Origin of the sequence: Neoalteromonas flava, from assembly GCF_002807685.1 — a bacterium.
In the GTDB taxonomy this organism is placed as follows: Bacteria; Pseudomonadota; Gammaproteobacteria; order Enterobacterales; family Alteromonadaceae; genus Alteromonas_E; species Alteromonas_E flava.
The window spans coordinates 488,634-515,095 of the sequence record NZ_PEAX01000003.1 but is presented as its reverse complement, the minus strand read 5'-3'; the positions used below and the strand labels follow the sequence as shown (position 1 = coordinate 515,095).

19 protein-coding genes are annotated in these 26,462 nt (G+C 45.7%); 3 read left to right on the top strand and 16 right to left on the bottom strand.

The window, feature by feature from the left end; genetic code table 11:
- From kdsB to CSH92_RS08300, 5 genes are all read right to left on the bottom strand, one after another.
- Positions 1-768 (bottom strand): 3-deoxy-manno-octulosonate cytidylyltransferase, encoded by a 768-nt coding sequence (gene kdsB / locus CSH92_RS08320; RefSeq protein WP_100657144.1) that lies wholly within the window; start codon positions 766-768, stop codon positions 1-3.
- Positions 761-961: a Trm112 family protein gene (locus tag CSH92_RS08315; protein WP_100657143.1), complete on the bottom strand. Its 201-nt coding sequence runs from the start codon at positions 959-961 to the stop codon at positions 761-763. Before CSH92_RS08315 ends, kdsB begins: the two co-directional genes overlap by 8 nt.
- A complete protein-coding gene (gene lpxK / locus CSH92_RS08310) occupies positions 951-1,976 on the bottom strand; it encodes a tetraacyldisaccharide 4'-kinase (RefSeq protein WP_100657142.1) in 1,026 nt (341 codons plus the stop codon). The genes CSH92_RS08315 and lpxK overlap by 11 nt, the downstream gene beginning before the upstream one ends.
- Positions 1,973-3,736, bottom strand: coding sequence for a lipid A export permease/ATP-binding protein MsbA (gene msbA, locus CSH92_RS08305; RefSeq protein ID WP_100657141.1), 1,764 nt, complete (start codon positions 3,734-3,736; stop codon positions 1,973-1,975). The genes lpxK and msbA overlap by 4 nt, the downstream gene beginning before the upstream one ends.
- Before the next feature lie 65 nt (positions 3,737-3,801).
- Entirely contained in the window at positions 3,802-6,231 is a 2,430-nt protein-coding gene (locus CSH92_RS08300; RefSeq protein ID WP_100657140.1) for a DNA internalization-related competence protein ComEC/Rec2, read from the bottom strand.
- Between the two features lie 23 nt (positions 6,232-6,254).
- Between CSH92_RS08300 and CSH92_RS08295 the strand changes: the two genes are divergently transcribed.
- Positions 6,255-6,785: a DUF2062 domain-containing protein gene (locus CSH92_RS08295; protein WP_100657139.1), complete on the top strand. Its 531-nt coding sequence runs from the start codon at positions 6,255-6,257 to the stop codon at positions 6,783-6,785.
- 9 nt (positions 6,786-6,794) lie between these two features.
- On the opposite strand, the gene ligA is transcribed toward CSH92_RS08295, so the two are convergent.
- Genes ligA through smc form a run of 3 tightly spaced genes read right to left on the bottom strand, consistent with a single transcriptional unit; the run spans position 6,795 to position 13,641 of the window.
- On the bottom strand, positions 6,795-8,828 hold the full coding sequence (gene ligA / locus CSH92_RS08290; RefSeq protein WP_100657138.1) for an NAD-dependent DNA ligase LigA: 2,034 nt from the start codon (positions 8,826-8,828) through the stop codon (positions 6,795-6,797).
- A gap of 7 nt (positions 8,829-8,835) precedes the next feature.
- Positions 8,836-10,164: a cell division protein ZipA gene (gene zipA, locus CSH92_RS08285; protein ID WP_100657137.1), complete on the bottom strand. Its 1,329-nt coding sequence runs from the start codon at positions 10,162-10,164 to the stop codon at positions 8,836-8,838.
- Between the two features lie 18 nt (positions 10,165-10,182).
- Positions 10,183-13,641: a chromosome segregation protein SMC gene (gene smc, locus CSH92_RS08280; RefSeq protein WP_100657136.1), complete on the bottom strand. Its 3,459-nt coding sequence runs from the start codon at positions 13,639-13,641 to the stop codon at positions 10,183-10,185.
- Between the two features lie 213 nt (positions 13,642-13,854).
- Here smc and cysZ point away from each other — a divergent pair, with 213 nt between their 5' ends.
- Complete coding sequence (gene cysZ, locus CSH92_RS08275; protein ID WP_100657135.1) at positions 13,855-14,616, top strand: sulfate transporter CysZ; 762 nt, start codon at positions 13,855-13,857, stop codon at positions 14,614-14,616.
- Here the strand turns inward: cysZ and CSH92_RS08270 are convergent.
- Together CSH92_RS08270 and nlpI are read right to left on the bottom strand one after the other, a co-directional pair.
- The gene (locus CSH92_RS08270) at positions 14,613-16,130 is read right to left on the bottom strand and encodes a M64 family metallopeptidase (RefSeq protein ID WP_164084692.1); all 1,518 of its coding nucleotides are present in this window, start codon (positions 16,128-16,130) and stop codon (positions 14,613-14,615) included. The two genes, cysZ and CSH92_RS08270, sit on opposite strands and share 4 nt — an antisense overlap.
- Positions 16,131-16,154: 24 nt before the next feature.
- Positions 16,155-17,042, bottom strand: a complete 888-nt coding sequence (gene nlpI / locus CSH92_RS08265; RefSeq protein WP_100657486.1) for a lipoprotein NlpI — start codon at positions 17,040-17,042, stop codon at positions 16,155-16,157.
- A gap of 93 nt (positions 17,043-17,135) precedes the next feature.
- Between nlpI and CSH92_RS08260 the strand changes: the two genes are divergently transcribed.
- Positions 17,136-17,543, top strand: a complete 408-nt coding sequence (locus CSH92_RS08260) for a cytidine deaminase (protein ID WP_100657133.1) — start codon at positions 17,136-17,138, stop codon at positions 17,541-17,543.
- On the opposite strand, the gene CSH92_RS08255 is transcribed toward CSH92_RS08260, so the two are convergent.
- The 6 genes from CSH92_RS08255 to CSH92_RS08230 form a co-directional block, all read right to left on the bottom strand.
- A complete protein-coding gene (locus tag CSH92_RS08255; RefSeq protein WP_100657132.1) occupies positions 17,540-17,842 on the bottom strand; it encodes a DUF1244 domain-containing protein in 303 nt (100 codons plus the stop codon). The two genes, CSH92_RS08260 and CSH92_RS08255, sit on opposite strands and share 4 nt — an antisense overlap.
- A 20-nt stretch (positions 17,843-17,862) precedes the next feature.
- The gene (locus CSH92_RS08250) at positions 17,863-20,775 is read right to left on the bottom strand and encodes a TonB-dependent receptor plug domain-containing protein (RefSeq protein WP_100657131.1); all 2,913 of its coding nucleotides are present in this window, start codon (positions 20,773-20,775) and stop codon (positions 17,863-17,865) included.
- A gap of 287 nt (positions 20,776-21,062) precedes the next feature.
- Positions 21,063-22,118 carry a FecR family protein gene (locus CSH92_RS08245; RefSeq protein WP_100657130.1) on the bottom strand — a complete coding sequence of 352 codons (1,056 nt, stop codon included), beginning with the start codon at positions 22,116-22,118 and terminating at the stop codon, positions 21,063-21,065.
- Positions 22,115-22,684, bottom strand: coding sequence for an RNA polymerase sigma factor (locus tag CSH92_RS08240; RefSeq protein WP_100657485.1), 570 nt, complete (start codon positions 22,682-22,684; stop codon positions 22,115-22,117). Before CSH92_RS08240 ends, CSH92_RS08245 begins: the two co-directional genes overlap by 4 nt.
- A 166-nt stretch (positions 22,685-22,850) precedes the next feature.
- On the bottom strand, positions 22,851-25,418 hold the full coding sequence (locus tag CSH92_RS08235) for a TonB-dependent receptor plug domain-containing protein (protein WP_100657129.1): 2,568 nt from the start codon (positions 25,416-25,418) through the stop codon (positions 22,851-22,853).
- Positions 25,419-25,811: 393 nt separating this feature from the next.
- Positions 25,812-26,405 carry an HD domain-containing protein gene (locus CSH92_RS08230; RefSeq protein ID WP_100657128.1) on the bottom strand — a complete coding sequence of 198 codons (594 nt, stop codon included), beginning with the start codon at positions 26,403-26,405 and terminating at the stop codon, positions 25,812-25,814.
- Positions 26,406-26,462 lie beyond the last annotated feature (57 nt).

The window sequence follows — 26,462 nt, the reverse complement described above, 5'->3', positions numbered from 1 at the left end:
CTATTCTCCAGCTAATAATTGTTGATTTAAACGCGCCAAGTCTGCAGGTGTATCAATGCCCGTCGGGGGTGGTGCCACCGCAACTTCGATGTGAATTTTGTCGCTGTTCCACAGCGCTCGTAATTGCTCCAATGACTCTATCTTTTCCAGATCTGACGCTGGGTAATCAACATAGGTTTTAATGTATCCTGCTCGATACGCATAAATGCCGATATGTCGCAGTGGTGTATAGCCTAAACTCGGCTGTACGTTATCGCGATCAAATGGTATCGGCGCACGACTGAAGTACAAAGCATGTCCATGTCGATCGCTCACAACCTTTACCACATTCGGATTGTTCAGCTCCTCAATACCGTCCAGAGGGGTCGCCAAAGTCGCCATGGCGCATTGTGGTCGCAAAGCTAAATTTTGCGCGACTTGGCGAATATTCGCAGCAGGAATAAACGGCTCATCGCCTTGCACATTAACAATTAGCGAATCCGCAGCAATGCCTTCTGTGTCAATCACCTCTGCGAGGCGTTCAGTGCCTGATTGATGATCACTTCGGGTCATACACACCTCACCACCAAACTGCGTTACAGTCTCGGCAATACGGTTATCATCAGTTGCGACTATAACGCGTGCCGCCTGAGCCTCAAGAGCACGCTCATACACGTGCTGGATCATAGGTTTATTTTGGATATGTGCTAATGGCTTGCCAGGAAATCGTGTTGACCCGTAGCGGGCAGGAATAATAACGATAAACTCAGCAGTATTTGCGCTAGTCATGTTTTAATGCTTCGATTTCATCTAAGGTTAACGACGTAGCTTCATTCTCTAACAATACTGGAATGTTTTCCCTGATTGGGAATGCTAAGCGGTCAAAGCGACAGATCAAGCGCTCCTCGGCACTCCGGTATAACAATTTCCCTTTACAAACAGGACAGGCAAGCACATCAAGTAATTGTTTATCAAATGCCATAATTTTTTCTCTTTAGATTAGTTTCAGCGTGAATTAGGTGACGCATTGTCTGAGTAAAGAATGAATGAGACAATTGTGCATCAATTTGCAAGAACCACCAATCGGGATGCGCAAACGCCTGGCACTTAACCGCGTCTTTTTCTGTCATCACGAGTGCTCCTTGTGGTAAGTCTGACGACCGATAGAGATGGTGGTCATTAAATACCAATTGCCGCTTCAAGGAAATTCCCTGTTCGGCTAACGAATTGAAAAATCGTTGCGGATTACCGATTGCGCACACACCATCAAGCGAAGCATAGCGCTGCTTAAAATCATCCAATGTTAGCGTTAATGAGGAATCGGCAACATTAACCATATGCTGTGTAGTCAATTGCATCGGAATATTTTGCGACACATCCAGCGCCAGTGGCGCTTTTCCATTATGCACCACTCCAGTGACGTGTCTAAGACGCCACACGCCTTCGCGCATAGGCCCTGAAGGTAACAGTCTGCAGTTCCCAAATCCGCGGTCATCAATCACAATCCACTCAATGTCTCTTTGCAACGCATAATGTTGCAAACCATCATCACAAACGATGACATTACAACCTAGTTCAACTAAGTATTTCGCGCCGCGCGTCCGAATTGGATCAATAACCACTGGACACTGTAACCGGCGAGTAATTAACAAAGGTTCATCACCCACTTGTGCCGCCCTATCGTTTGCCTGAACGCAATAAGGAAACTCAGCCTGTTGGCCACCATACCCGCGGCTAAGCACACCTACTTTACGTCCGTGCTGCAGCAAATAATTAGCCAGTGCAAGTACCAATGGTGTTTTACCGTTACCGCCAACTGTAAGATTGCCTATTACGATTACAGGCACACCTGGGTGGTTTGATTTGATTAGCTTGAATCGATAAAAAACGCGACGCAAAGCACTCAGTAACGCAAATAACACACTCAACGGCCAGAGCACCCAAAGCCAAGGCTTATTTTGATACCAACCGGTTTCAATTACTTTTTGGATACTCATTGCTCGGCGTCATTGCCAAATTGCATTTGGTGCAGTTGAGCATACGCACCGCCGCGCTGCAAAAGCTCATGGTGATTACCTTGCTCGACAATCCTACCGTCGTCGATCACCACGATCTTATCGGCGTTTTCAATGGTCGAAAGGCGATGGGCAACAACGATGCTGGTACAGCGCTTTTGTAATTGTTCCAACGCGTCTTGGATCAGTTTTTCACTTTCAGTGTCTAAGGCCGAAGTTGCCTCATCCAGGATCAAAATAGGTGCGTTAACTAGGATAGCGCGGGCGATAGCTAACCGTTGACGTTGCCCACCAGAGAGCATCAATCCATTCTCGCCAATGAGTGTGTCGTAGCCATCACTTAATTGGGTAACAAACTCATCAACATGGGCAATCTTAGCGGCATCGATAATCGCCTCTCGACTAACCTGACCATTTGCGCCATAGGCAATGTTGTTAGCTACGGTATCGTTAAATAGCGTAACCTGCTGCGATACTAAAGCGAACTGACGGCGCAGCGATTTAAGTTCAAATTCATCAATTGGTTTGCCATCGAGCAAAATAGTCCCCTCAGTCGGAGCATAGAAGCGCGTCAACAAGCTAGACAGTGTTGACTTGCCACTGCCTGAACGCCCGACCAAAGCCACTGTCTCTCCTGGCTGAATGGTTAAATTGATGTGTTGCAATGCGGCACGAGATTGCTGTGGATAGAAAAATGTGACATCTCGAATGTCAATATTGCCTTTCGCTCGCTGCATTTCAAAGGTTCCAGTATTTTTTTCCTCTTCTTGATCGAGGATCTCAAAAATACTTGCGCAAGCTGCCATGCCTCGTTGAAACTCATTATTGACGGTAGTTAACTGTTTCAAAGGTTTCAACAGCATCACCATGTAAATCACAACCGAGAGAAAAACACCTGCACTTAGGTCATCAATCATGCCGGGGGTACCAGCGATAAACAACACCACCGCAAGCGCAATTGATGCGATGATCTGGATCAGACTAACACTCAAAATTGAAGTGTTGGTCAATTTCATATTTTGTTGGCGATTATGGTTATTTTTTTCCTTAAAGCGATTGTGCTCGATGGATTGCCCCCCAAACATGAGTACCACTTTATGTCCTTTCACAGCTTGTTCCACCGCAGTTGTAACACTGCCCATTGCCTGTTGAATACTGCGACTCACGGCGCGGAAACGTTTACTCACATAGGAAACAATGATCGCAACCAACGGTGCAATCAGTAAAAAAATGGATGACAGTTGCCAAGAATAATAAAACATGGAACCCAACAAACCGATAACGAATGCGCCGTCACGCACCAATATGAGTAGCGCTTTACCGGCGGCATTAGCAACTTGCTCAGTATCATAAGTGACTTTGGAAATTAGCGTACCGGCAGACTTCTCGTCATGAAAACTGACCGGAAGGTGAATGTACTTATCAAACAACTGCTGACGCATACGCATAACAACCTGTGTACTGATCCAGGCTAGGGTGTAATTACCCATAAAATTAAACAGGCCACGCAGAATAAAGATTGGAACGATCAAGTAGGCCGCCGTTCGCAACATGGCGTAATTTTTTTGCCCCAAACTCTCATCGATAATAGGTTGTAAATGGAAAAACACGAAGGTATCCACACCAGAGTATCCAACCATTCCGAGGATGGCGATAATAAACGGCAATTTAAATTCTTTTAGGTAACCAAAGAAGCGCCTAACATGGCGTGGATCTTGAGTTTTCGCAGCAGCTGTTGTCATCTATCAGACAAATAATAATTTAGATGTTGTTGATTGTACTCAGATTTCATCCTAAACCCCAGCTTTTAGTGTCGATACTGATACCAGCGCGGCGCGAGTGTTTTGAGATAGCTGGTAATTTTTAGCTCACGGGCACACGTTTGCGGCTTGCCAACATCTGCCATGTGTTGGTGCTGGCAGAATGGGATCTGGATCCTTAAATAGCCCGAAGTTGCGGTATTCCATGTCGTAACATTCATTTCTTCATAACGCTGCTCTACACGGGTGTGAGGAAATTTCCAACGATTAAGATAACCTGTCGTGTAAATCACGTGTTCGGGACTAACAGCACCAATAAACGCATAAGAGGAACTGGTGTTACTGCCATGATGTGGCGCCACCAAGACATTTGCTTTGAGTTTCGCCGGGCTTGTCAATTGCTTAGATAATTGCAATTCCCGCCTTACTAGCTCAGTCTCTACCCAACGTTCAATATCGCCAGGCAACAAAATACTGTGATGGCCGTCACTAATCATCACCACGCAGGATTGAGCATTGTCTGAGCGTTGCGAAGGCTGCCCAATGTCGGAGATGGGCCATAAGAACGTCAGTGTCAAATTACCCCAATGAATGGGACTTTTTCCTACACAGGTTGTTGGAACAATTTCTTCGGTGACCACTAGATTGCGCTTGATAACCGCGCGACCACCCGCATGATCATTATCAAAGTGGCTAATGATCAAGTAATCAATACTGGTCCAGCCCTGCGCGTTGAAAAACGGAAGAATAGCCTGTTCAGCGGCTGAACTACCAGTGGGATAAGCAGGCCCCACATCATAGAGTAGAACGCGACGGCCATGAGATACAGCAATTGCTGTACCCTGCCCGACATCAAATAAGTGCAAATACCAGTTGTCATCGTCTTGTCGAAGATTGCATAAATGCATTAGCAATGGAACACAACATAACCCACTGAACCGTCGTTGCCAGCCAAACTTCGGGAACATGAGTAAACTCAACCCTAACGCAAAACTAACAGTGCCAGACTGTGGCCAATACACATCCTCCACAGCTGCAAGCGGCAACTCACTAAATAGCTTTAAAACATACAAACTATGCTCAAACAGTTGATCAAGTATGATAAACAATGCGACGCCCCAATCCGGGACCAGCATAAAAGTTATCAACGCAGTTAAACTGAATGGTAATAACACACAGGAAACCCAAGGAACAAAGAGCAAGTTTGCCAAAATACTAACGAATGAAAGCGTATGAAAGTGAGTCACGATTAGTGGCATGCTGAGTAGCGTCAACATCAATTGCAGCTTACACAAGAAAAATAAGCGGCTGCGCCAATTACGTGAGCCACGCTGATAACGCCAATGCAGGAACATAACTGCTGCTACCGCAAAGAAACTCAACCACAGCGATGAAGAATAAATACTATACGGCGACAGTACTAAAATGAGTGCGAAAACCAACAGTAAAACGCTTGGTGCGTGGAACCGCCATCGCAAGCTAGTGATGATAAGTGTTAAAAGTAAAGCGATGTATGCTCGCTGGACCGGCAATTGCCACCCAGAAAGGTACGCGTAACCAAAGCAAAAAACCACGCAAACCATATATAACAAAGGCTGCACCGCGATAGGAGCAACCTGTTGAATTATAGTTGTCGGACGCAATACAAATGCAAGAATGGACAACAAACAACGCCAAAAAAGTAAGCAAAAGCCTGCAACTATCCCTAAATGTAACCCCGAAATAGCGAATAAATGCGCCACGCCAGTATGCTGCAACATTTGCCAATCATGCGCTGTTAGACCTTCTCGATCGCCAACCGTTAAGGCTAAAATCCAAGCGCTATTGGACAAATCTAAAGCAGCTAGTCGGGCAACTAGATCTGCACGAAACGTATTATTGGCTGACCGCATTTGCACTGGATAGCGTGTGTTAACATAACCCGTTGCTGCAATATTTTCAGCCAATAACCAACGCGTATAATTGAACCCGTGCGGGTTTGCTAAACCGTTGGGTGGTTTTAAAACTACGCTCATTTGCAAGCGATGGCCGATATCGATGTTGGGGATTACCCCATACCAGTGCAGACGCACATAACGCGGTAAGATAAAGCGAGTACTATTTAATTCAGAAACTGCAAGTTGAAGGCTTGCAGAGTCTTTTAACGAGCGAATTTGAGTCACTCGTCCTGAAATAACTACCGTCTGCTGAAAATCGATACCTTGGCGTTGCCAAGTAACATACCAATGGCTTATAACACAGGCCCATAAAAGCCCACATAATGCACCAATTAGGCATAGGAAAAGTCGTGATTTTAGATATAATCGCGTCCACAGAGATAGCGACAGGCAACCAACCGTGAATAAGATTACTGCTTTTAGGTTTGGTAACTGCGGCCACAGCAACGAAGTGACATACACACTAATGAACCCAACCAATAGCGCTTGTAACCTTGAAACTGGCCAACCTTGCCGCTCGTCTCGCGTTGCTCTCTCCATGCTCGTAAAATGGCTGCCCTGCCATGCCTAAAAAGTTTATCCGCCGATTATTGCCCGACCATAAAGCAGTCGTCGAAAACCGCTACATATCGATTTTTGGGAAACTGTTACATGATCCTAACCTCTGGCACTTAAATCGCAGGAGTGCTGCAGGAGCTTTCGCGATTGGATTATTTTTCGCATTTTGGCCTGTACCTTTCCAAATGTGGCTTGCCGCCGCAGCCGCAATCCCTTTTCGGGTCAACCTGCCCTTATCCATCGCTACTGTCTGGATCACTAATCCATTTACCATGCCACCCATATTTTACGGTGCTTACAAACTCGGCAGTACTGTACTGGGGACCGAAATGGATAGTTTTGCATTTGAATTAAGTTGGGCGTGGGTAACAAATAGCCTAACGACTATCGGTCCTGCCTTTCTGCTTGGCTGTGCGCTGTGCTCAATAATGGGCGGGATCGTTGGATATTACGGATTGAATACGTTATGGCGCTGGTCTGTGGTGAAATCATGGCAGGCGCGCCAGCAGCGGCGTAAGAGCGCTGCTAGACGCTAATTGCACAACTTATTCTTGCGATCGCAAAAACTGCAATAATTTTTCTTCATCCCATACAGTAACGCCCAGCGCTTCGGCCTTTGCTAATTTAGACCCAGCCTTTTCACCAGCGACTAAGAAATCGGTTTTACTCGACACACTTCCCGCAACTTTCGCGCCGAGTGCCATTAGCTTTTGTTTGGCTTCATCTCGGCTCATTGCAGCAAGAGTACCTGTAATTACACAGGTTTTATCTACGAGCGGAAGATCGGACTGCGATTGCACTTGAGGTTCAGGCCAATGCACGCCAGCGTCAAGCAATGCTCGGATCACCGCAATATTATGCTCTTCAGCAAAAAAGTGAGCGATATGCTGGGCCACTATGGGTCCAATATCCTCAACTTCGATAAGCTGCTCGACAGTCGCAGTACTAATACTTTCCCATTTACCAAAATGATTGGCTAAATTATTGGCTGTCGCCTCACCCACCTCACGGATCCCAAGCGCATAGAGAAACCGTGCAAACGTGGTCTGCTTAGCTTTCTCAATGGCGGCCACTAGATTACTCGCTGATTTTTCTGCCATGCGTTCTAGACCGATCAGTTCGGCGACCGTCAAATGAAAGAAATCTGCGGGTGTTTTTACCCTTTCAGCATCGACTAATTGCTCAACTAACTTATCACCCAAACCATCGATATCCAGAGCTTTGCGTGATGCAAAATGCTTCAATGCCTCTTTTCGTTGTGCGGCACAAAACAGTCCTCCGGAACATCGCGCAACGGCTTCCCCGTCTACTTTCTCAATATGTGACTGGCAAATAGGACATTCAGCAGGAAACACGACATCTTTAGCGTGCTCAGGTCGACGTTCCATTACGACTGATACAACCTGTGGGATAACGTCGCCAGCGCGGCGCACCACTACCTGATCACCTATCTTCACATTCAAGCGTGCAATCTCATCGGCATTATGTAACGTGGCATTCGACACCGTTACACCACCAACAAAAACGGGGGATAAACGAGCAACTGGAGTAATAGCACCGGTTCTACCCACTTGAAACTCGACATCTAATAATTCAGTAACGGCCTCTTGCGCTGGAAACTTGCGTGCGATCGCCCAGCGCGGGGCGCGGGAAACAAAACCCAATGCTTGTTGCAGGGCAATATCATCGACTTTGTAGACAATGCCATCAATTTCATAATCCAAAGCATCGCGCTGGTTCGCTAAACGCTCGTAATAATCAATACAGCCCTTAGCATCGGCAACCTGCTCAGTTAACTGATTTACTGGTAGCCCCCATTCAGCCAGTTGCTGCAAACGAGCATAATGAGAAGACGCCAACGGTGAGATTTCATCACGACTGATCCCTATCGAGTAGGCATAAAATTGCAAAGGTCGCTTTGCGGTAATGCGTGAATCAAGCTGACGCAAACTACCGGCAGCGGCGTTTCTGGGGTTGGCGAAAACTTTACCACCAGAACTCCGTTGCGCTTGATTTAAACGTTCAAAGCCAGCTTTTGGCATGAAGACTTCGCCTCGAACTTCTAGGCGAGCCGGAAAATCCGTTCCCCGTAATTGCAATGGAATACTGTTAATCGTGCGCACATTTTGCGTGATATCCTCACCCACGCGACCGTCCCCTCGCGTCGCTGCTTGCACCAGAACGCCGTCCTGATAGGTTAAGCTTACAGCTAATCCATCCAGTTTAGGTTCGCAGGTAAAAACCAATGACTGAGTGTTTACTAAGCGATCATTTATGCGCTTTGAAAACGCCCGTAACTCATCATCATCAAAGGCGTTATCCAGTGATAGCATTGGCATTTCATGCTCCACTTGAGTAAATGCTGCCAACGGCATGCCACCGACGCGTTGAGTTGGCGAATCCGGTGTCAAAAGCTCTGGGTTCGACTGTTCTAAGGCGCGTAATTCATGGAACAGACGGTCATACTCACCATCTGGAACCTTCGGATCGTCTTTTACATAGTAGTGATAGTTGTAGTCATTTAATTGCGCTCGCAACGTCTCAACACGACGTTGCAATTGGTTATCAGTGGTGGTCATGGAGGTCCTAACTTCTTGCGATCATACGGCGACGTTCAAACTCGCGAATCTTTTCAACATATTGTTGCAATCCTTGTTTGGTGAGAACACTGCGTCTACCGTCCAATATTTGCCCAGCAAACTCGTCAGCCAACTTACGCGCCGCGTTGTGCATCATATTGAAGACCTGATGTGGATCCCCCTCTATCGGCAAGATCATAAATAACGAAACACCTTGGGTGGTAAAGTTTTCCAGATTATCGATATCGAAAACACCGGGTTTAAACATATTTGCCAAGCTAAACAGCACTGGTCCCTTGCCATTACTATTCACATGACGATGAAAAATATCCTGATCGCCAAACTTAAACCCTAAGGTTAGCAACATGGGTAACAACGCTGCGCCAGGTATTTCCTCGCCTTGAGGTGCACGAACATTAAGCACAAGAACCTCTTGCTCTGGTGCTGGTGAACTGGATTCAACGCTTTGAGTTGCCTCAATCTTCTGCTCATCATCGAACGACATGCGCATTTGGTCTTCACCTAAGGTCGGTTCAATACGCTTGCGAAACATCGATTTGCTGCGCCGCTTCGGTGCCGCACGTTTGCTTTCCTCCACTGTCGAGGTTGAGGGTTCGGCAGCTTCTGTAGTCACATTTAAATGTGGATCGGAAGGTGTTTGGTCGAGGCTAAATGCTTCAACCTCGCTATCACTTGTCGTTTCGGTTGATGATGTTAAGACCTCGCTATCAGCACTTTCAGTCGGTGATTCAACGCTTAGGTCATCCTCCTGCAGAAGAAATGATGGTGGTTCGGGAATAGACTTGTTCGGGATCGGCGTAACTGAGGCTTCTTTGCGATCTTCATTTTTAAACATCGTCGGTTTTGGATTTGATACCACAGACGCATACAGCTTCTTTGGCTTTTCAACGGTTTCTGCCGCTAGCGTTTGCTGTTTAGCCCCTGCATCTGATTCTCGAGGAACATCAACCACATCAGCCAATGATGGAATATCAGACTCTAAATGTTGTGCAATGACGGGATGTTCTACTTCGCTGACATCCACTTCTTCAGTATCAGCGCGGCGCATATCCTCATCGACAATCGGCTCATGTTCTACCTGTGCCGCTTGCTTCGTTGAGTGATCTTGAGACCTCTTGCTTTGGCTCACCACTCGAACTTCGCCCAAGCCGAACTCATCAAAACCTTCAACCCGGTCGCGCGGCTCTGACGGCTCAACTCGAGGTTTAACTGTTGGCTTTGAATTGCCTTTCCGCAAACTCCACAAACCATGAGCCAGGATGGCTAGTATTGCACAACCACCAACTATTAATAGCGCAAATCGTAAGTCTTCCATTCAGACACTCGCCCTTTATTATGCATTTGCGATAGCCACGGCTTCTTCAACATCCACCGCCACCATGCGCGACACACCTGGTTCAGCCATGGTTACTCCGGTTAAATGTTCTGCCATTTCCATCGCGATTTTATTATGGGTGATGTAAATAAACTGAACCGTCTTTGACATCTCAGAAACCAAGCGACAAAAACGCGCGACATTGGCGTCATCGAGCGGCGCATCAACTTCGTCGAGCAAACAAAACGGTGCAGGATTCAATCTAAAAATCGCAAATACTAATGATAATGCGGTTAATGCTTTTTCTCCACCACTGAGGAGATGAATGGTGCTATTTTTCTTGCCCGGTGGTCGCGCCATAATGGTCACTCCAGTTTCGAGCAAATCGTCACCCGTTAATTCGAGGTAGGCACTCCCGCCCCCAAACACTTTTGGAAAAAGCTGCTTTAAGTCATTATTAACTTGGTCATAGGTTAACTTGAAACGTGATTTAGTCTCACGATCAATTTTACGGATCGCGTCTTCAAGGGTGTCTAAAGCCGCTTGTAAGTCATCAAACTGAGTATCCAAGTGCTGTTTACGCTCGCCTTGCACCTCAAATTCTTCCACTGCGGCAAGATTGACGGCACCTAAGCGACTGATGCTGGCCTGCGTTTTTTCAAGCTCTGTCTGCCAACTATCTTCAGCTGCGTCTTCGGGCAGATTTTCCAACGTTTGCTTGAGATTTTGTTGGGTGTCAGCAAGTTGCTCTAACACGCCTGAAGCACGCACTTGGAATCCCTGAGATTCTAGCCTCAAGCTTTCCAATTGCGCACGGCGGTGCGCAATCCTATCGTTAATACCTTGCGAGTCGCGCATCGCATCATTAATCAACATGTCAACTTGGGCAAGCTGCTCGCTTTTTTCGCGTTGCTCTTCAGTCAAACTTTCACGTTGCTTGAGTAACGCTGCAATCCGATCATCTACGTTGTCATCCGGCTGCTGCAGTTGTTCCAATTCTTGCTGTAACTCGGTACAGCGTTCGGCAACCTCATGTAACTGTTGCTGCGTGGTTTGCAGCTGTTGTTTTTGGCTCCCCAATTGTCCATTCAGCTGCTGAGCTTGCATATCTAGTTGATGTTTTTGTTGGGTTAATTGCTCAACCTTTGCGCGAGCATCCTGTACTGATCGCTCAGCTCGTTCTCGACTTTCGTCCGCATGCAATTGAATAGCTTCAAAATCTAATAAACGTTCTTCGATAGTTTCAACCCGCGCCGATAACTCTTCTAACTGTAATTGCTCTTTTTCCAACAGTTGTTGCTGTTGCTCACGATCTTCTGTTAGCTTGCGCTGCCGAGCCGCTACTTGCTCTGCTTGTAATTCCAGCACACCAAGCTGATTTTGTAATTGCTGTTGAGCGAGTGCGGCTTGGCGAACAGCATGATTCGCATCATTCGCGGCAGCCTGCAACTGATCTCGGTCTGCTTGTGCGTCCTTTAATTCATGCTCTGCTTGTTCACAGTCACGGGTAACTTCGCTCAACGTTTGCGTTAATGCTTCCAGTTTCGCGAGCCGGCTGGCACTGCCCTGCTGCACATGTTGCGTCACTTTTAGAGTATCATTAGAACGCCAATAGCCATCCGCTGTGACCAGCCATTCGTGGTCAGCGAGTGTTGCTGCTCGCTCATCGGCCTGTTGACGATTATCTGCCACTAAAATAGAGTTGAACGCGCGTGGCACCCGCGCATTCTCAAACGTTGCCGCAATCGAGCCTGGGCGTTTTTGCTCTGTCCAGTGTTCCGTCAATAAAACCGTCAACTGACCAGACTCTAGCCACTCTGCCTGCATCAGCGTTGCATCTTCGAGTACGCAAGCAGACTGCAAGTTCTTTAAAGCCGTATCGACTAATGCTTCTTGCCCTTGGACTACATTGAGCACTTGCCAAACGCTGGTTAAAGCCAACTGGTCACTGCCAAGCTCTGGTAAATCATCATTAATCAGACTTTGTAGGGCGTGGCGTTCAGCGTCGAAGCGCTGCTGACGTTGACGTAACGCTTCAAAGTGGGTTTGATATTGCTCGCAAACATCCAATTGGGAACGACATTTCTCAGCTAACAAACGCTCATTTTGTTGCGCTTCTTCATACTGTTGCTCACTCATTAATAGCTGTTCTTGCAGACTTTCGATCTGCTCAATCACTTGATCATGAGATAACTGTTCTAACTCACTCTCAATCTCGCTCAAGCGTTGTTGGGTACGCAACTGCATGCTCATCGTCGACTGGATCTGGCTATGGCAACTCTGACTTTGTTGTTTGAGCTGCAAATATTCACTCTCTTGCTGCCGAAAACGCTGATTAAGGTCGGTGAGTGTCTGTTCTGAATCGTCACGCAACTCAATAGCCATTGCTAACTGCTGCTGACACACATCACGGTCCGGTTGCAACAGATTGTCTTGCTCGATTAATTCTTCAACTCCCAGCGTTAAAGCCTCGACTTGCTCGTTCAATGCGGCTCGCTTGGAACTTAGAATGCCCAGTTCATTATTAATTTGCTCAGTGCGTTGGCTGGTATACTTTTGATTTTGTTCCAACCGAGCTATTTCTGTACTGACATCGTAAAGTTGCTTTTGCAATGCATCTAGCGCTTGCTTTAATTCAAATTGAGATTGCCGTTGCTCTATCAATTTGCGCTCGTCACCGCGTTGCTCGGCTATTAGTGACTCTATTTGATTTTCACCCTCATCAATTTGGCGCTGCAAGTCACTGACTTTTTCGCTATAGCCTAGCCAACGCATAGCTGCTAGTTGAGCTTTAAGTTCGCGCTCTCGTTGCTTAAGCTCCTTGTACTTTTTAGCAGCGGCCGCTTGACGCTGTAATTTGTCTAACTGAGTGGCCAGCTCGGCGCGCACATCAGCTAAGCGCTCAAGGTTTTCGCGAGTATGGCGGATGCGATTTTCAGTCTCTCGACGCCGTTCCTTATATTTAGAAATACCTGCGGCTTCTTCAATAAAAACCCGCAGCTCTTGTGGTTTGGATTCGATTAATCGCGAAATCATGCCCTGTTCAATGATGGCATAACTACGTGGACCTAAGCCGGTACCTAAAAATATGTCAGTAACGTCACGGCGTCGGCACTTGGTGCCATTGAGTAAATAAGTGGAAACCGCGTCGCGTGTGACGATTCGTTTAACCGATAATTCGTTGTATTTAGCAAACTCACCTTGTAAACGATCGCTGGTATTATCAAACACCAATTCAACACTGCATTGTGATACAGGCTTGCGTGCACTGCTACCGTTAAAAATAACGTCAGTCATTGCGTCGCCACGTAAGTTTTTCGCAGAACTTTCTCCCAATACCCAGCGCACCGCGTCAATGACATTCGATTTACCACAACCATTGGGACCCACAATAGCGGTCATTTCCCCGGGAAAAGGAATGGTCGTCGCATCAACAAATGACTTAAAGCCTGCCAGCTTTATTCGTTTTAGGCGCATGGTTAAGGGTTTCTCATGCCAATACGGCGATCACTAGAAAAAGAAGTAAAGAATTATCTTCGAATGTAACAAAACTAACGGCTTGTAACAATTCACCATTTCAAGCAAGGCTAATTCTCGATACACTTTGCATAGGATTATTAAAGGTAATCGAACAGGCGACTCCTGTTGGACTTAAATGCAGTAGATATACGCGCAAAAATTTGAGGTGATATGCACAGTCAAACACAGAATATTAGTGGTATGAGTTACTTCATGAGCGGATTTTCGTTGATCCAAACCAAAGGATTAAAACGCTTTGTTTTAGTTCCTTTGGCGATCAATCTTATCCTCTTTATTACCGCCTTTTATTTTTTGTTTGGTGAGATTGGAAGTAGTATCACTTGGTTAGTTGGTTTGATCCCAGACTGGCTTGGCTGGTTAAAAGACGCGTTAGCGTATATTTTATGGCCCCTAGCAGTAATTAGTGTTTTGCTAGTTTTCGCCCTAATCTTTGGTACATTAGCAAACTGGATAGCGGCGCCATTCAATGGATTACTGGCGGAGAAGGTAGAACGCCACCTAACCGGGCAAGATCTTGGTGATGAAGGCTTACTCTCAATCATCAAGGATATCCCTCGCACACTGGGTCGCGAGCTTGCCAAACTTGTGTACTACCTTCCCCGTGCAATTGGTTTTTTCTTGTTATTCCTAATAATCCCGGTGTTTGGCCAAGTCATTTGGTTTCTTTTTTCTGCTTGGATGATGGCTATTCAGTACTGTGATTACCCCTTTGACAATCACAAGATAGGCTTCGCTCAGATGAAGTCAACATTACTTCAACAACGCTCTAAAAGTTTGTCTTTTGGAATGATGGTCAGCGTCACCTCTATGGTACCAATCTTGAATTTTTTGGTTATGCCAGTAGCAATATGCGGGGCAACCGCTATGTGGGTTGACCAATTTAGAGATCAATATAGCCCAGCCGATCGTTAGTTATTAGGTACAACTTCTAGCGAGGAAGCAAAAGGTACAGTCTGCGGTGGCAACTGCGCTTGCTGTTGGGCGATTTCTCGCCATTCTTGGGCTTCAGAGTGGCGTCCTAATTGCTGATACTCCCGTGCTAAATTAATCGCCACAGGATACCAGTGCTTGCGTTGCAATAACTGCTCTTCCCAAAGTTGCAGGTAAATGTCTGGGATATACTCAGTATCATGAAATTCCATAAACGTGCGAGCAGCGGTTAATTTGTATGCTTGTACTTGCGTATTTGCGCAGGTTCGAGCCGGATAGATACCTAATTGGTCGTCAGCATTATTAGTAATTAAGGATTCCCAATATTCAGCGCGGGCGATGGGTTGATAAGTTAATTCACCCGCAAACAATATATTCGGCGCCTGTTGCCGCTCACAATGCACGTCGGCGATCCGCTCTGACATTGGATACTCATCAGCAAAGCCAGCAAAATGGGCCAATTCATGCACGAATACCGAATACGTATCATTACTATCTAAATACATAATGCCGGCATCTACATAGGCACGTGCGGCAGGCGTAAATAGTACAACGTGCGTCGTACCAGTTAGCCTGATTATGCTCGCCAATTGCTGCAAACGACAAACCAAGCGAGCCCGCCCTGCACTATTTAGGTCGCTGCAAGGTAAATCTTGCGCTGACATCCACACCGGCTCAGACACACACAATGGTAATCTCTGTAAACGCTCATCACTAAACAATTGATCTATCATTCGCTTAGCCTGAACAAAATTACTCAAACTTAAAGCAAGCGGGAGTATCTGCATGCTACAGCGCTTATCTTGGGTTTGTACTTGAGTGTTTAAAGGCCGAAATAAGATAGGATTTGAGGATAATTCAGGCAGTGCTTGCTCACCCTCGGCTAGCGCTGACACATAGCGTTGTGCTGCCACATTGTCTGCGTTTGCCGCCTGCTGAAACCACCGCTTTGCCTGCTCTCGCTCCCCCTCTTGCCATTGCAGTAGGGCTAAGGAAAGAGCATCATCTGGAAAATGCGAAGCAGTTTTGAGTAACCAAGGTATTGCCTGCTCAATGTCTGCCTGCATCAAATACCAATTTGCGAGCGCATGCTGCGCGGGTAAAAATGCTTGATTGGCGCTGCTAGTAAGCAAAGACACACGTTCTTCACTCTGGCTCACTTCTAACGCGAGCTGAAATTGAGCTTCTGCTGATCCCAAGGAGGCCGCGCGCGAAAGCCATTCTAAACGCTCCGCAGGATCACCATTTTGTGCAGCCAGAATCAACATTGAGTAGGTATCTTCACGCTGGGCTAATTGCTGCAGCCAATAATCGTCACCTTCACGCACGGCAACGGCACGCAGCCCAGCCATTTCAACATCTGCGTGTTGGTAAAGCCGTTTGAACTGAACGTGATTTCGGGTGACCTTATTAGCATCATTAAGGTGAGCGGAATCGAAACTATCCGACGCAGCCAACAGGAACCCTGCGATTCCTGACAAGAGTGCATAACGCAAAACGTTTATCATTTTTTAGCAAGATCAGGAATCAGTAGCAACTGTGCGTTCTGTTAAACGTTCTAACTCTAAACGCGCATAACGGTGTTCTACAAATTCATAAACGTTAGTGCTGAGCGCTAGTTTAAAATAGTTACTTGCTCGCCCCTTATTACCCAGTGAGCCGTGGTATTTACCAATATAAAAATATGCTTCACAGACACGATTATTTAGCTCAGTTCGATTAGTAATGTTATCAACCAACCTAGCCAGCAGCTGAGTTTCAGTCAGCTCACCGAGGTAAAAATCTACAATATTGTTCGCCCACATATCGGGGTTTAACTGTACACGTAACTCTTTTAATTCAGCTCTAGCTGCGATTGGATCAACCTCACGTTGCACGATATACAGCCAAATTGCTCGATATGGATCGCTACGGTCATTACTGAGAAAGCGTTTAAGATCATCCACAGCTAAACGAGGCTCGCCGCCGTAATACAGGGCGATACCCCGATTTAAAAAAGCAAATTCGTACTCAGGATTTAGGTCTATTGAACTATCAAACGCTTCGTAGGCCTGCAGATACTCTTGCTGCTGAGTGTAATGAATACCTATCGAGTTGTATGCCTCTGCCATGGTTGGCTGAAGTTTTAGTACTTGGCTATAGTCAAATTGAGCAAGGCTACTAAGCCCCATACTGTCGTAAAGCATGCCCCGCTGGTAAAGTAATTCAGCCCGCTCAGACTCAGCAATATCAGCCTGATTTAAAATAAAGTTGAAGCGGGCAATCGCCAATTGTGTGCGCGGATCGGCTGGAATCGGTTCTACCAGTAAAAGATTTCCCATTTGCGCGCTGTGTTGATTAGGTACCTGAGCACACCCCACCGTTAACGCGATAACAGAGATAAAAAGAATTGTATATTTATGCAACATTAACCTTTCAAATTGTGCGCCAGTGCCTTGAAAACTATCGCTTATCACCTAAATCATGATAAAACTAACGGCTAACTGATTAACTGATATTTTATGAATACTAGCAAATTATCTGCGACACAAACAGCACTCCTTAACACAGCTTTACGGGTGCAAAAAAATGCCTATGCCCCCTATTCAAACTTCAAAGTGGGAGCAGCTCTATTGGCCAATAATGGCAAAGTGTACGTTGGCTGTAATGTAGAAAATGCCGCATACCCGCTGGGCACATGTGCAGAAGCTGGAGCAATTAGTGCAATGATTGCTGACGGTGGCACTGCCATTGTGGAAATTATCATCGTAGGGCCTGGCGATGAACCCTGCTATCCTTGCGGTGGTTGCCGCCAAAAGATTGCTGAATTTAGCGAAGCGACAACAAAAGTTGTCATGCAAACAGGTCAAGAAGACGTCACAGCAATGACAATCGCTGAGCTTTTGCCCGCAGCCTTTAAGTTGGGTTAGCAGCCTTTCTTAGCCTGGCGCTGCTCAAACGCTGCTAGCTGTTCTGGAGTCGCTACAGGTTGATGGTTGGCTTTCCACTCACTATACGGCATTCCGTACACTTTTTCGCGCGCAGACTCGTAATCTAGCTCTACTCCAACATCGCGAGCGGCGGCAACGTACCACTTGGCTAGACAGTTACGGCAAAAATCTGCAAGGATCATAAGATCGATATTCTGCACATCTTTGTTGTCGTCTAAATGCTGTAGTAAGCGCCTAAATACCGCTGCTTCAATATGGGTTTCTTCATTTGACTGCATAACAACACTCCCTTAAAAGATTAAAACGTATAGTTGATTTTTGCGTAGTAATAGCCCCCATTTAGACCCAGAGGCGACGTCGGTGGATATAATGCGCCTGCGACTTCGCTATGCGGATTAGCCGAGGGTCGGTTATCAAACACATTTTGCGCCCCAAAAATTAGACGCAAATGCTCCGAGTATAGATAACTAAACTCAACATCTAATACTGTTTCCGAGCTGGCATTTATATCCAGGCCTGCTGAAGCATCTAAATGGTCTTCGTAGAAGCCGGAATAATAACGTAGCCGCCACAACGCAGTTACATTTGCATAAGACTGCGATACTGACAACACAATCCTATTTTCAGGTAAGTTCTCCTCTAGCATTCTGATCCTAGCCGGAGTCAAATTTGACGTTAGTGTTGAAGTTCCGTCAGCAAGCTGTTGTGGATATAAGGTTACTCTATCCACCCGTGTTCGTGTCCAGTTGTACAAGCCTGATACAGTATGATGAATTTGACCTGCATCAAATTCATAATTTAGCACCAAGTCGAAGCCCTGGGTCGTTGTATCAAAATCATTGGTAAAGAACTTAACGCTAGTGAAAATCTGATTTTCTTGCACGCCCTGCTCTGACAATGCCTGAATATCATCCTCGCTTAGCCGAATCGCCGACGTTGTGCTGATCCGGTCGGTTAGCGTTATATGAAAATAATCAAAAGTGGCAAAGAAATCTTCATGCCCATAGAACACCAACCCTAAACTTTTATTCACCGACTCTTCTGGACTAAGCGGAGTCGCCCCCACACGAATTGAAATTGGGTTTGTCGGCGGCAATGTTGCTTGATCTTCCAAACCAATTTCAGAAAATGCAGTAGTCACATTGATAACATTGCTTTGTCCTACCGTTGGTGCCTTAAAGCCTGTACTTATTGAGCTTCTAAGTGAAATTTCTTCACTCAATTCGTAGCGCGCAGTGAGTTTTCCTTCAAACGTAGACCCAAAATCATTAAAGTGCTCATAACGCAGAGCAGCACCAACAAGATAGGCGTCATTAAGATAGCTTTCTACATCAAAGTATACTGCCCAATTACTCCGACTCCAGTGCCCGGCAGCTTGCGGGGTGTAACCGGGGAAACCATTTGACCCAACACTAAATCCTTGGTTGATCCCCGTCGTAGGTTCTTGAGCAAAGAATCCGACTTGGTAAGAGCTTAATTCACCGGCTTTTTGATGGTAAGTTTCCTTTCGCCACTCAACTCCTGCAGCAACGTGTATAGGGTCGTCCATAAAGCCATCAATAAACTTGGTAATATCCAAATTAATACTGCGTTCAACTTGGCTGGCTTCGCCAGGGTTAAAAGAAGAAGGTGACTCTGGACCCAGTGAAGGATTAACCGTATTCGATACCCGATAATCAATATTGGAATAGCCCAAACTTATACTCATGCCATAGGCCCAATCATCACCAATATAACCCGTTACCCCAGTACTAAAGGCGGCATCCTCAATGCGACCACCAAATCGCGGTGCAAAACCACCGGGCAAACGTTCGTTAAAAGCAAAACAATTGCGCCCTAATTCAGTGCTGTTATCGGCGATGAGTCGATAATTGGGGTCATCCAGAATGTTGTTATCATCGATGTAAATATCTGGACATGCGATACCCGAATCAACGCCGTCGAGATCGCCAACCAGAAGTTTTGTTACCCCGTCACTATTCGTCGAGGTGGCAAATACGCCGCGGCGTACTTGCGGGTTTCGGAAATAAAATCCCCCTTCTACTTGTCGTTGTGCATAATTGGCAAACGCGTACCACTGTGTGTTATCTGACAGATCCGCTCCCGCATTGATTGCCGTTTTGACATCCCCATCAACCTCTAAGCGTCCCCAATATTGCGCGGGGTCTGCAACAAAATCATTCCCAGCCGCTATCAATGCTTGCGCGTCAGCGCGTTGAACAGCGCGGTTAGTTGCATTTCGCTGGCGAAATTCACCGCTGAGATTAGCAAAACCCCGAGCTCCCAGTGGTAACCCTAAATTAGCCTGTATCTGCAATTCTTCTCCGTCACCTTGGTAGAACTGTCCTCCACCGATAGAGACTTCCCCACCCGATTTATCATCTTTGAGTACAAAGTTAATTACTCCAGCGATTGCATCCGAGCCATACTGCGCTGCAGCCCCATCGCGTAATACCTCTACTTGCTTAATAGCAGAAACCGGTAACACAGACATATCAGGCCCTTGTGCGCCATCAGATAAACCGCCGCCTAAAAAGGTTATTGCTGCACTACGATGCCGGCGCTTTCCATTGAGTAGAATTAAGGTATGGTCAGCCGCCATCCCGCGCAAGTTGGCAGGCCGAACAAGGCTTGCAGCATCATTGATAGATTGATCATTTACATTTAACGACGGTACAAGATTACTCAACATACCGAGCACATCCGTTTCACCTTGCTGCCCAAATTCAGCGCCGCCAATAACGTCTATGGGGACAGGTGAGGAAGTCACCGTACGTGGTAAACTGCGGCTGCCGACGACAGCAATTTGTTCAATCCTGTTTAGCGCCGGTTTCGCTTCTTCTACTTCTTCTGCAGAAATATCCAAGTCGTTAGCCGTTGGCGAGCGCAGATTTTGCACGCTTAGCAACCCATTGCCGTCTTGTACAACAACCAATTGGGAACCTTGCAGCAAACGCTTTAATCCCTCCAAATGGGAAAATTGGCCATACAGCGGGTTAGCTATTACTTTTTCAGCAGCGTCGAATGGGAATAGTAATGTGATGTTCGCCTGGCGCGCAAATTGGGTGAGCGCTTGATCTGCGCTCTGGGCGGGAATACTAAACACTGTATCTTGAGCCAGTGCGGTACCAACGGAATTAAATACCAATAATATTATTCCAATCCAACGCCTGTTTATGCTGGACTGGAGGCGCGTTAACACCTTAGCCATCAATTAATCTACTCCCAAGGTGCAACTAACATCGCTCTCTCGAAAACAGGCAAGCGAGAGGCTGATAGAAACTATGGTCAAATATACGTCACTGTTCAAACGCATTGTATGATTGTTTTTTATTGTTATTAATATTGTTGACGTAACTGCCAGAAACGCAAGAACTGGCTCATTAATGACTAGTTAACCCTAAACTAGCAAAATATCAAGCCATAAAAAATCAAAGTACATCTTAGGTAAATATGAATAAAGGAAAAAGGCTTTAACGCCAAGGTATAAGAGGCCGTTTAGGCCCCTTTGGAAAGCAGAATGGTAAATTGTGATACTTGCTCATGTTGAATAGAAAATCCATTCTCAAGAGCGTTCAGTAGCCCTGCTGTATCTCCGACTTTAAAATGACCTGCCACGCGGTATTCTTTTAAGCTAGAATCAATGATTTGAAACCGTATGTCTGTATAGCGAGAGATCTCAGTAAGCACATCCTCCAAGGATTCTCCTTTAAACACTAACATACCTTTTTGCCAGGCCAAATCATCATTCATGTCATTTTCACTAATGCTAGAACGTTCAGTGACTTGCTTATCCACCAAGGCTTTTTCACCAGAAAACACTAACAGTCCATCATCAACGATCAGGCTGTCATCTTGCAACACTTTGGTATCCTCTGCAGCTTTCTGCGCGGCCCGGTCTTGGATTAATACACGCCCATCTGTAACCACCAATTCAAATGCTGCATCGTCGATAAGTTGCACGTTAAAAGCAGTACCGATAGCAGTTACTGTGTTCGCGCCTGCTGCAACGACAAAGGGTCTATTCTGCTCATGTGCAACCTCAAAAAATGCCTCACCTCGAGTTAAAGATATTCGTCTCTGAGTGTCTGAGAATGCAATACTTACCGCAGAATTAGTATTTAAATGCAAAATTGAACCGTCAGACAATGTCATACTTCTCTGTTCGCCGATCTGCGTAGAAGCAAGCTGCGTGGTGACAGTTTGAGAATTATCCGGTTGAGGTAATTGGCTGATTACTATAGCGCCCACAGCGAGTACCAAAAATGCAACACTTGCCGCTAATTGCCAACTATAGATAGTAGGCTTCTTCTCACTCACTTCTGCCTTTTGCTCAGGTAACGGGAACAATCCACTAAGCTCTTGCAGCACAGACATGTCATCCCACAAGCTGGCCATTTCGAATAAGACTTCGCGATGCGCATTGCTGCCACTAATCCATTTGGCTAGTAAATCTGTTTCTTGCTCGTTTAGACCACGGTCTATGCGGCTAATCCAAACACACGCTTGTTCTTGTATGTCCTCGCGCGTGTTAAACCTATGAACATTATTCATGGAGTATTTCCATTCTTTTGCGGGCCTTGGCAAGATTCTACTGTCAAGTCTTCAGCCCCTTGTTGTGATAACTGAGTTAAATAGCGTGAGCAAAGTAACAAGCCTTTGGCAACATGTTTTTCTACGGTACTCTCGCTTAATCCGAGCATTTCTGCGATCTCTCGCTGACTCTTTTCGTAAACTTTTTTTAATAAAAACACTCTTTTTACATCAGCGGACAGAGTGTCAGTAGCGCGACAAAAGTTTAAGAACCGTTCCTTACTTTCAACGTTTTTTTCTAGTGAATACCCCACCAACTCATGCGGCAATGTATCCATGTTTTCCATTTGTTCATTACATTGGTTCTCGGCCCTACAAACATGGTTAAGGGCTAAATTACGGGCAGTCTTCAACATATATGTCCGCTCGTAGCGAATCTCTTGTTTCAAATCAGCTTCGTAACTTTTAATAAATGTTTCTTGAACAATATCTTCTATATCTTCAGAGGGAACGATCCCACTAACAGCTCGCATCAATTTCGAACGGTATTTTAAATAAGTTACAGCAAGTGTCGAACGTCGAGTCATATTCATCCTGAGTGCGTCGTATTTGTTAGGTTACCGCATGCTTACTGAACCTATACGAACATGCATACAAACTTACTACACCAATAATCAGCTGTTACCGCAAGAAGTGTCTGGAATGGTAACAATAAAGGGGGCGAAAATCGCCCCCCACGGGCAAACTAATTACTTAAAACGTATACAACGCTCTTACGTAATAGAAGCCACCATTTATCCCAATTGGAGACGTTGTTGGGAATTCTGAGCCGGCAATTTCATTGTCATATAGCACGTTACGATCAGGCTCTTCGTCCAACGCATTTTTCGCGCCAACTACAACCTCAAAGTTATCGCTAACGTTATACCCAAGCTCGAGATCTAAGGTGAACTCTGATCCCACTTTGTCAATCGGTAAACCCGAATCTAAGTGGTCTTCAAAGATGCTCCCTGCATAATTTACCCGACTGAGGAAACGCCAGTCACCATTAGTATGGTTTGCCGTTAGACTATACCGAACGGCCGGCAGGTTATTTTCAATCATACGGATACGGTCAGCCGAAATGAACTCCGAAGCCTGGTCCACCGTAGTTGAGGTCCAGTTGTAAGCCAACGCGAACTTAGTATCACCACCAAACATTTCCATGGAATAGTTTGCAACTAAATCAACACCTTTGGTTGTAGTATCAAAATCGTTTGCAAAATAGCTGACTTCCGAGAAACTGGAAGCATCGCGAATTCCCCGAGCCAATAATGAATCAATATCTGCTTGAGTTAATGCAATACCTGATACGGTACTGATACGGTCAGTCAATTCAATGTTGTAATAATCTGCAGTTACAAACAGACCATTATCAAAACTTGCCACCACACCAAGGCTGTAACTCTCTGATTCCTCGGGTTGCAATGGTTCACCGCCAACCTGCGCTGCAATTGGATCCGTCGGTGGTAATGTTGCACGATCAATTAGACGTCCGTCTGTGCCAAACGCAGTGGTCACATTACGCACATTACTCTGACCAATGGTAGGAGCCTTAAACCCAGTTGAATAAGCACCACGTAGGGCGATATCTTCCATAAACTCCCAACGGAAGGAAACTTTTCCCTTGGTGGTATTGCCAAAGTCAGAGAAGTCTTCATAGCGAATCGCAGCGGTTAGCAATAAATTTTCCGTTGCATACATTTCTGCATCTAGATAAAAAGCAATGTTATTCCGCGAAGCTTTACCCTGGCTGCGCGCTGAAAGCCCAGGGAAGCCATTCGAGCCAATACCAAAACCTTGTGAAGCTAAAGGCCCAATTTCATAGGACGCTGGATCGCCTGCGATACTCTCGTAGGACTCATTTCGATATTGCAAACCACCGGCTAAATAAAGTAGGTCATCTAAACCAATATCAACCCCTTTAGTTACGTCGAAATCAAATGTTTGCTCTGACTGAATATATTTACCAGGGCTAAATTCAAACGGTGTATCTGGCCCAAGTGAAGGGTTAATGGTGTTCTTAATCGCAAAATCAATTTCGTTTCGACCGAGGTTGATACTAATATCATACCCCCATTCGTTACCCCACTCGCCCTTAGTACCAAATACCAAAGATGAATCTTTAACAGTCCCACCGAAGCGCGGTGTGAAGCCGCCAGGTAATAGCTCATTGAACGCAAAACAGTTCGGGTTGTTTGCAACTAAATCAATGTATCTTTGATTTTGTAATACGTTATCACCAACCACGATATCCGTCGGACAGTTGCCACTGCCATCTGCAGTTAAATCCCCGACAAGAAGTAGCTGTTCGCCAGCATCATTCGTGCCGCCATCAAATACTCCACCACGCGTATGGGGGTTACGGAAGTAAAACCCGCCCTCAACTTCTCGCTCAGCGTAGTTACCAAACAAGTAGGCCTCGGCGTCACTACTTAGGTCCAACCCTAAGTTAGCAAATAATTTCACATCATGTTTTATTTCAGGATTACCCCAAATTTGCGCCGGATCGGCAACGAAAGTATTCCCTGCAGCGACTAAAGCCGCGGCATCATCGCGCTGCACACTGCGCGACGTTGCGTCTGCAGTGCGATACTCTGCACTAAAGTTTGCAAAGCCCGCATCTGACAGTGGCAGTCCGACATTCGCGGCCACCTGAAACATATCACCATCACCTTCGTAGTAAGAACCAGTGCGAACCTCAACGGCTCCTCCTTCTGTATTGTCCTTAAGCACAAAGTTAACAACACCTGCGATAGCGTCCGATCCATACTGTGCTGCGGCACCGTCACGCAAAACTTCGACTTGCTTAAGCGCTACCGCTGGGATAACCGAAATATCAGGTCCTTGCGCACCATCTGAAAGTCCACCACCAAGAAATGTAATAACAGCTGAGCGATGCCGGCGTTTACCATTAACCAACACTAATGTATGGTCTGATGCCATACCTCTAAGGTTGGCTGGCCTCACTAATGTTGAAGCGTCATTAATCGGTTGATCATTGACGTTAAAGGACGGAACAATTGTCTGCAGCATCGAGACCATGTCGGTCGAACCTTGGTTGGCAAACTCTTCCTCTCCGATAATATCAATCGGTACCGATGAGTCAGCGACTGAGCGTGGGGCAGCACGAGTACCAACAACTGCTATTTTCTCTACATCTTGCGCCTGTTCATCAGATTCTTGTGCTGTAGCTGGTGCTATTGCAACCAAACTTAATGCCGCAGTCACACCCAAAGCACTGCGTAAATTTTTAGTCAATAATGACACTGAAGTCTTCATACTAGTTTCCATAGATTTTCGATTTTTACTGACCAATACTGCTAATTTTTGAGCAGTCAAATCTGTTCATTTTTTATTGTGTTTAACGTGTACCAAACAAGTTTGGCAATTTTTTATAGCTCTTAAAGCTATTGAAAACAAACGAAAAACATCAAAATAAATATATTTTTTTAGGGCGTAGAGGATTTGCTTTTTTGACTTGTCTATAGATATGTTGAGGGGATTTTTTCAGACGAATTGACGGCTTTTTTATAACAAAAAAAGCTATTACTACCTCTGTATATATCAAACTAGTGAACTTACTTTTGTCACTAATAGATACACACAGCTAGCGGCCGACGCAACTCCAAATACCATAAGTCGCCCCTCCATCATTAGCTGATTAATAAAATCTTATTGTTCGATTAACCAACCGTTGGCACAGGCAATTTCAATTTGCCCCAAAGCATATAGCCATAACTTAGGAGCTGCCTCTTCCAAGTATTGATTGCGCGCTATTACTTGATGTTTAGCGACTTGGTTTTGTGCCCAGCTGCCGCCATTATTTTGCATATTTTGCACCAGTGGTAAGATCCGGTCCATCGCCTTAGCAAATTGTGCATCATCGGTTTGCGCCGCCTCAAACTCCAGCCACAGTGCTAAATATTGCGCCTCTTGCGATTTCGGGAGCAAACCAAATATACGCTCGGCAGCTTGGACTTCTTTGGCTTCCTGTGCCGCTAGAGCATCTTCAGGTGCAAATGCAAACGTATCTCCAGCATCGATTTCAACGATATCGTGCAATAACAGCATTGTGGTAACTCTAGCGATGTTCACTGGCTTTTCTGCGTATGGCACAAGCACTTGCGCCATTAATGCTATATGCCAACTATGTTCTGCACTATTCTCGTAGCGATTGTTATCACATTTAATCATAGCTTTGCGCTGCACTGCTTTTAATTTATCTAGCTCTAAAATAAATGCGAGTTGCTGTTCAATGTCATGCATGTTCATTCCTGCTATTTTTTCTTCTACTTTCGCCAGTGGATTGTTTTAATATTTTTA

Excerpts from the sequence above, each read along its gene's own strand:
- kdsB (WP_100657144.1), bottom strand. The coding sequence starts at position 768 with ATGACTAGCGCAAATACTGCTGAGTTTATCGTTATTATTCCTGCCCGC.
- CSH92_RS08315 (WP_100657143.1), bottom strand. The coding sequence starts at position 961 with ATGGCATTTGATAAACAATTACTTGATGTGCTTGCCTGTCCTGTTTGT.
- lpxK (WP_100657142.1), bottom strand. The coding sequence starts at position 1,976 with ATGAGTATCCAAAAAGTAATTGAAACCGGTTGGTATCAAAATAAGCCT.
- msbA (WP_100657141.1), bottom strand. The coding sequence starts at position 3,736 with ATGACAACAGCTGCTGCGAAAACTCAAGATCCACGCCATGTTAGGCGC.
- CSH92_RS08300 (WP_100657140.1), bottom strand. The coding sequence starts at position 6,231 with ATGGAGAGAGCAACGCGAGACGAGCGGCAAGGTTGGCCAGTTTCAAGG.
- CSH92_RS08295 (WP_100657139.1), top strand. The coding sequence starts at position 6,255 with ATGCCTAAAAAGTTTATCCGCCGATTATTGCCCGACCATAAAGCAGTC.
- ligA (WP_100657138.1), bottom strand. The coding sequence starts at position 8,828 with ATGACCACCACTGATAACCAATTGCAACGTCGTGTTGAGACGTTGCGA.
- zipA (WP_100657137.1), bottom strand. The coding sequence starts at position 10,164 with ATGGAAGACTTACGATTTGCGCTATTAATAGTTGGTGGTTGTGCAATA.
- smc (WP_100657136.1), bottom strand. The coding sequence starts at position 13,641 with ATGCGCCTAAAACGAATAAAGCTGGCAGGCTTTAAGTCATTTGTTGAT.
- cysZ (WP_100657135.1), top strand. The coding sequence starts at position 13,855 with ATGCACAGTCAAACACAGAATATTAGTGGTATGAGTTACTTCATGAGC.
- nlpI (WP_100657486.1), bottom strand. The coding sequence starts at position 17,042 with ATGTTGCATAAATATACAATTCTTTTTATCTCTGTTATCGCGTTAACG.
- CSH92_RS08260 (WP_100657133.1), top strand. The coding sequence starts at position 17,136 with ATGAATACTAGCAAATTATCTGCGACACAAACAGCACTCCTTAACACA.
- CSH92_RS08255 (WP_100657132.1), bottom strand. The coding sequence starts at position 17,842 with ATGCAGTCAAATGAAGAAACCCATATTGAAGCAGCGGTATTTAGGCGC.
- CSH92_RS08250 (WP_100657131.1), bottom strand. The coding sequence starts at position 20,775 with ATGGCTAAGGTGTTAACGCGCCTCCAGTCCAGCATAAACAGGCGTTGG.
- CSH92_RS08245 (WP_100657130.1), bottom strand. The coding sequence starts at position 22,118 with ATGAATAATGTTCATAGGTTTAACACGCGCGAGGACATACAAGAACAA.
- CSH92_RS08240 (WP_100657485.1), bottom strand. The coding sequence starts at position 22,684 with ATGACTCGACGTTCGACACTTGCTGTAACTTATTTAAAATACCGTTCG.
- CSH92_RS08235 (WP_100657129.1), bottom strand. The coding sequence starts at position 25,418 with ATGAAGACTTCAGTGTCATTATTGACTAAAAATTTACGCAGTGCTTTG.
- CSH92_RS08230 (WP_100657128.1), bottom strand. The coding sequence starts at position 26,405 with ATGCATGACATTGAACAGCAACTCGCATTTATTTTAGAGCTAGATAAA.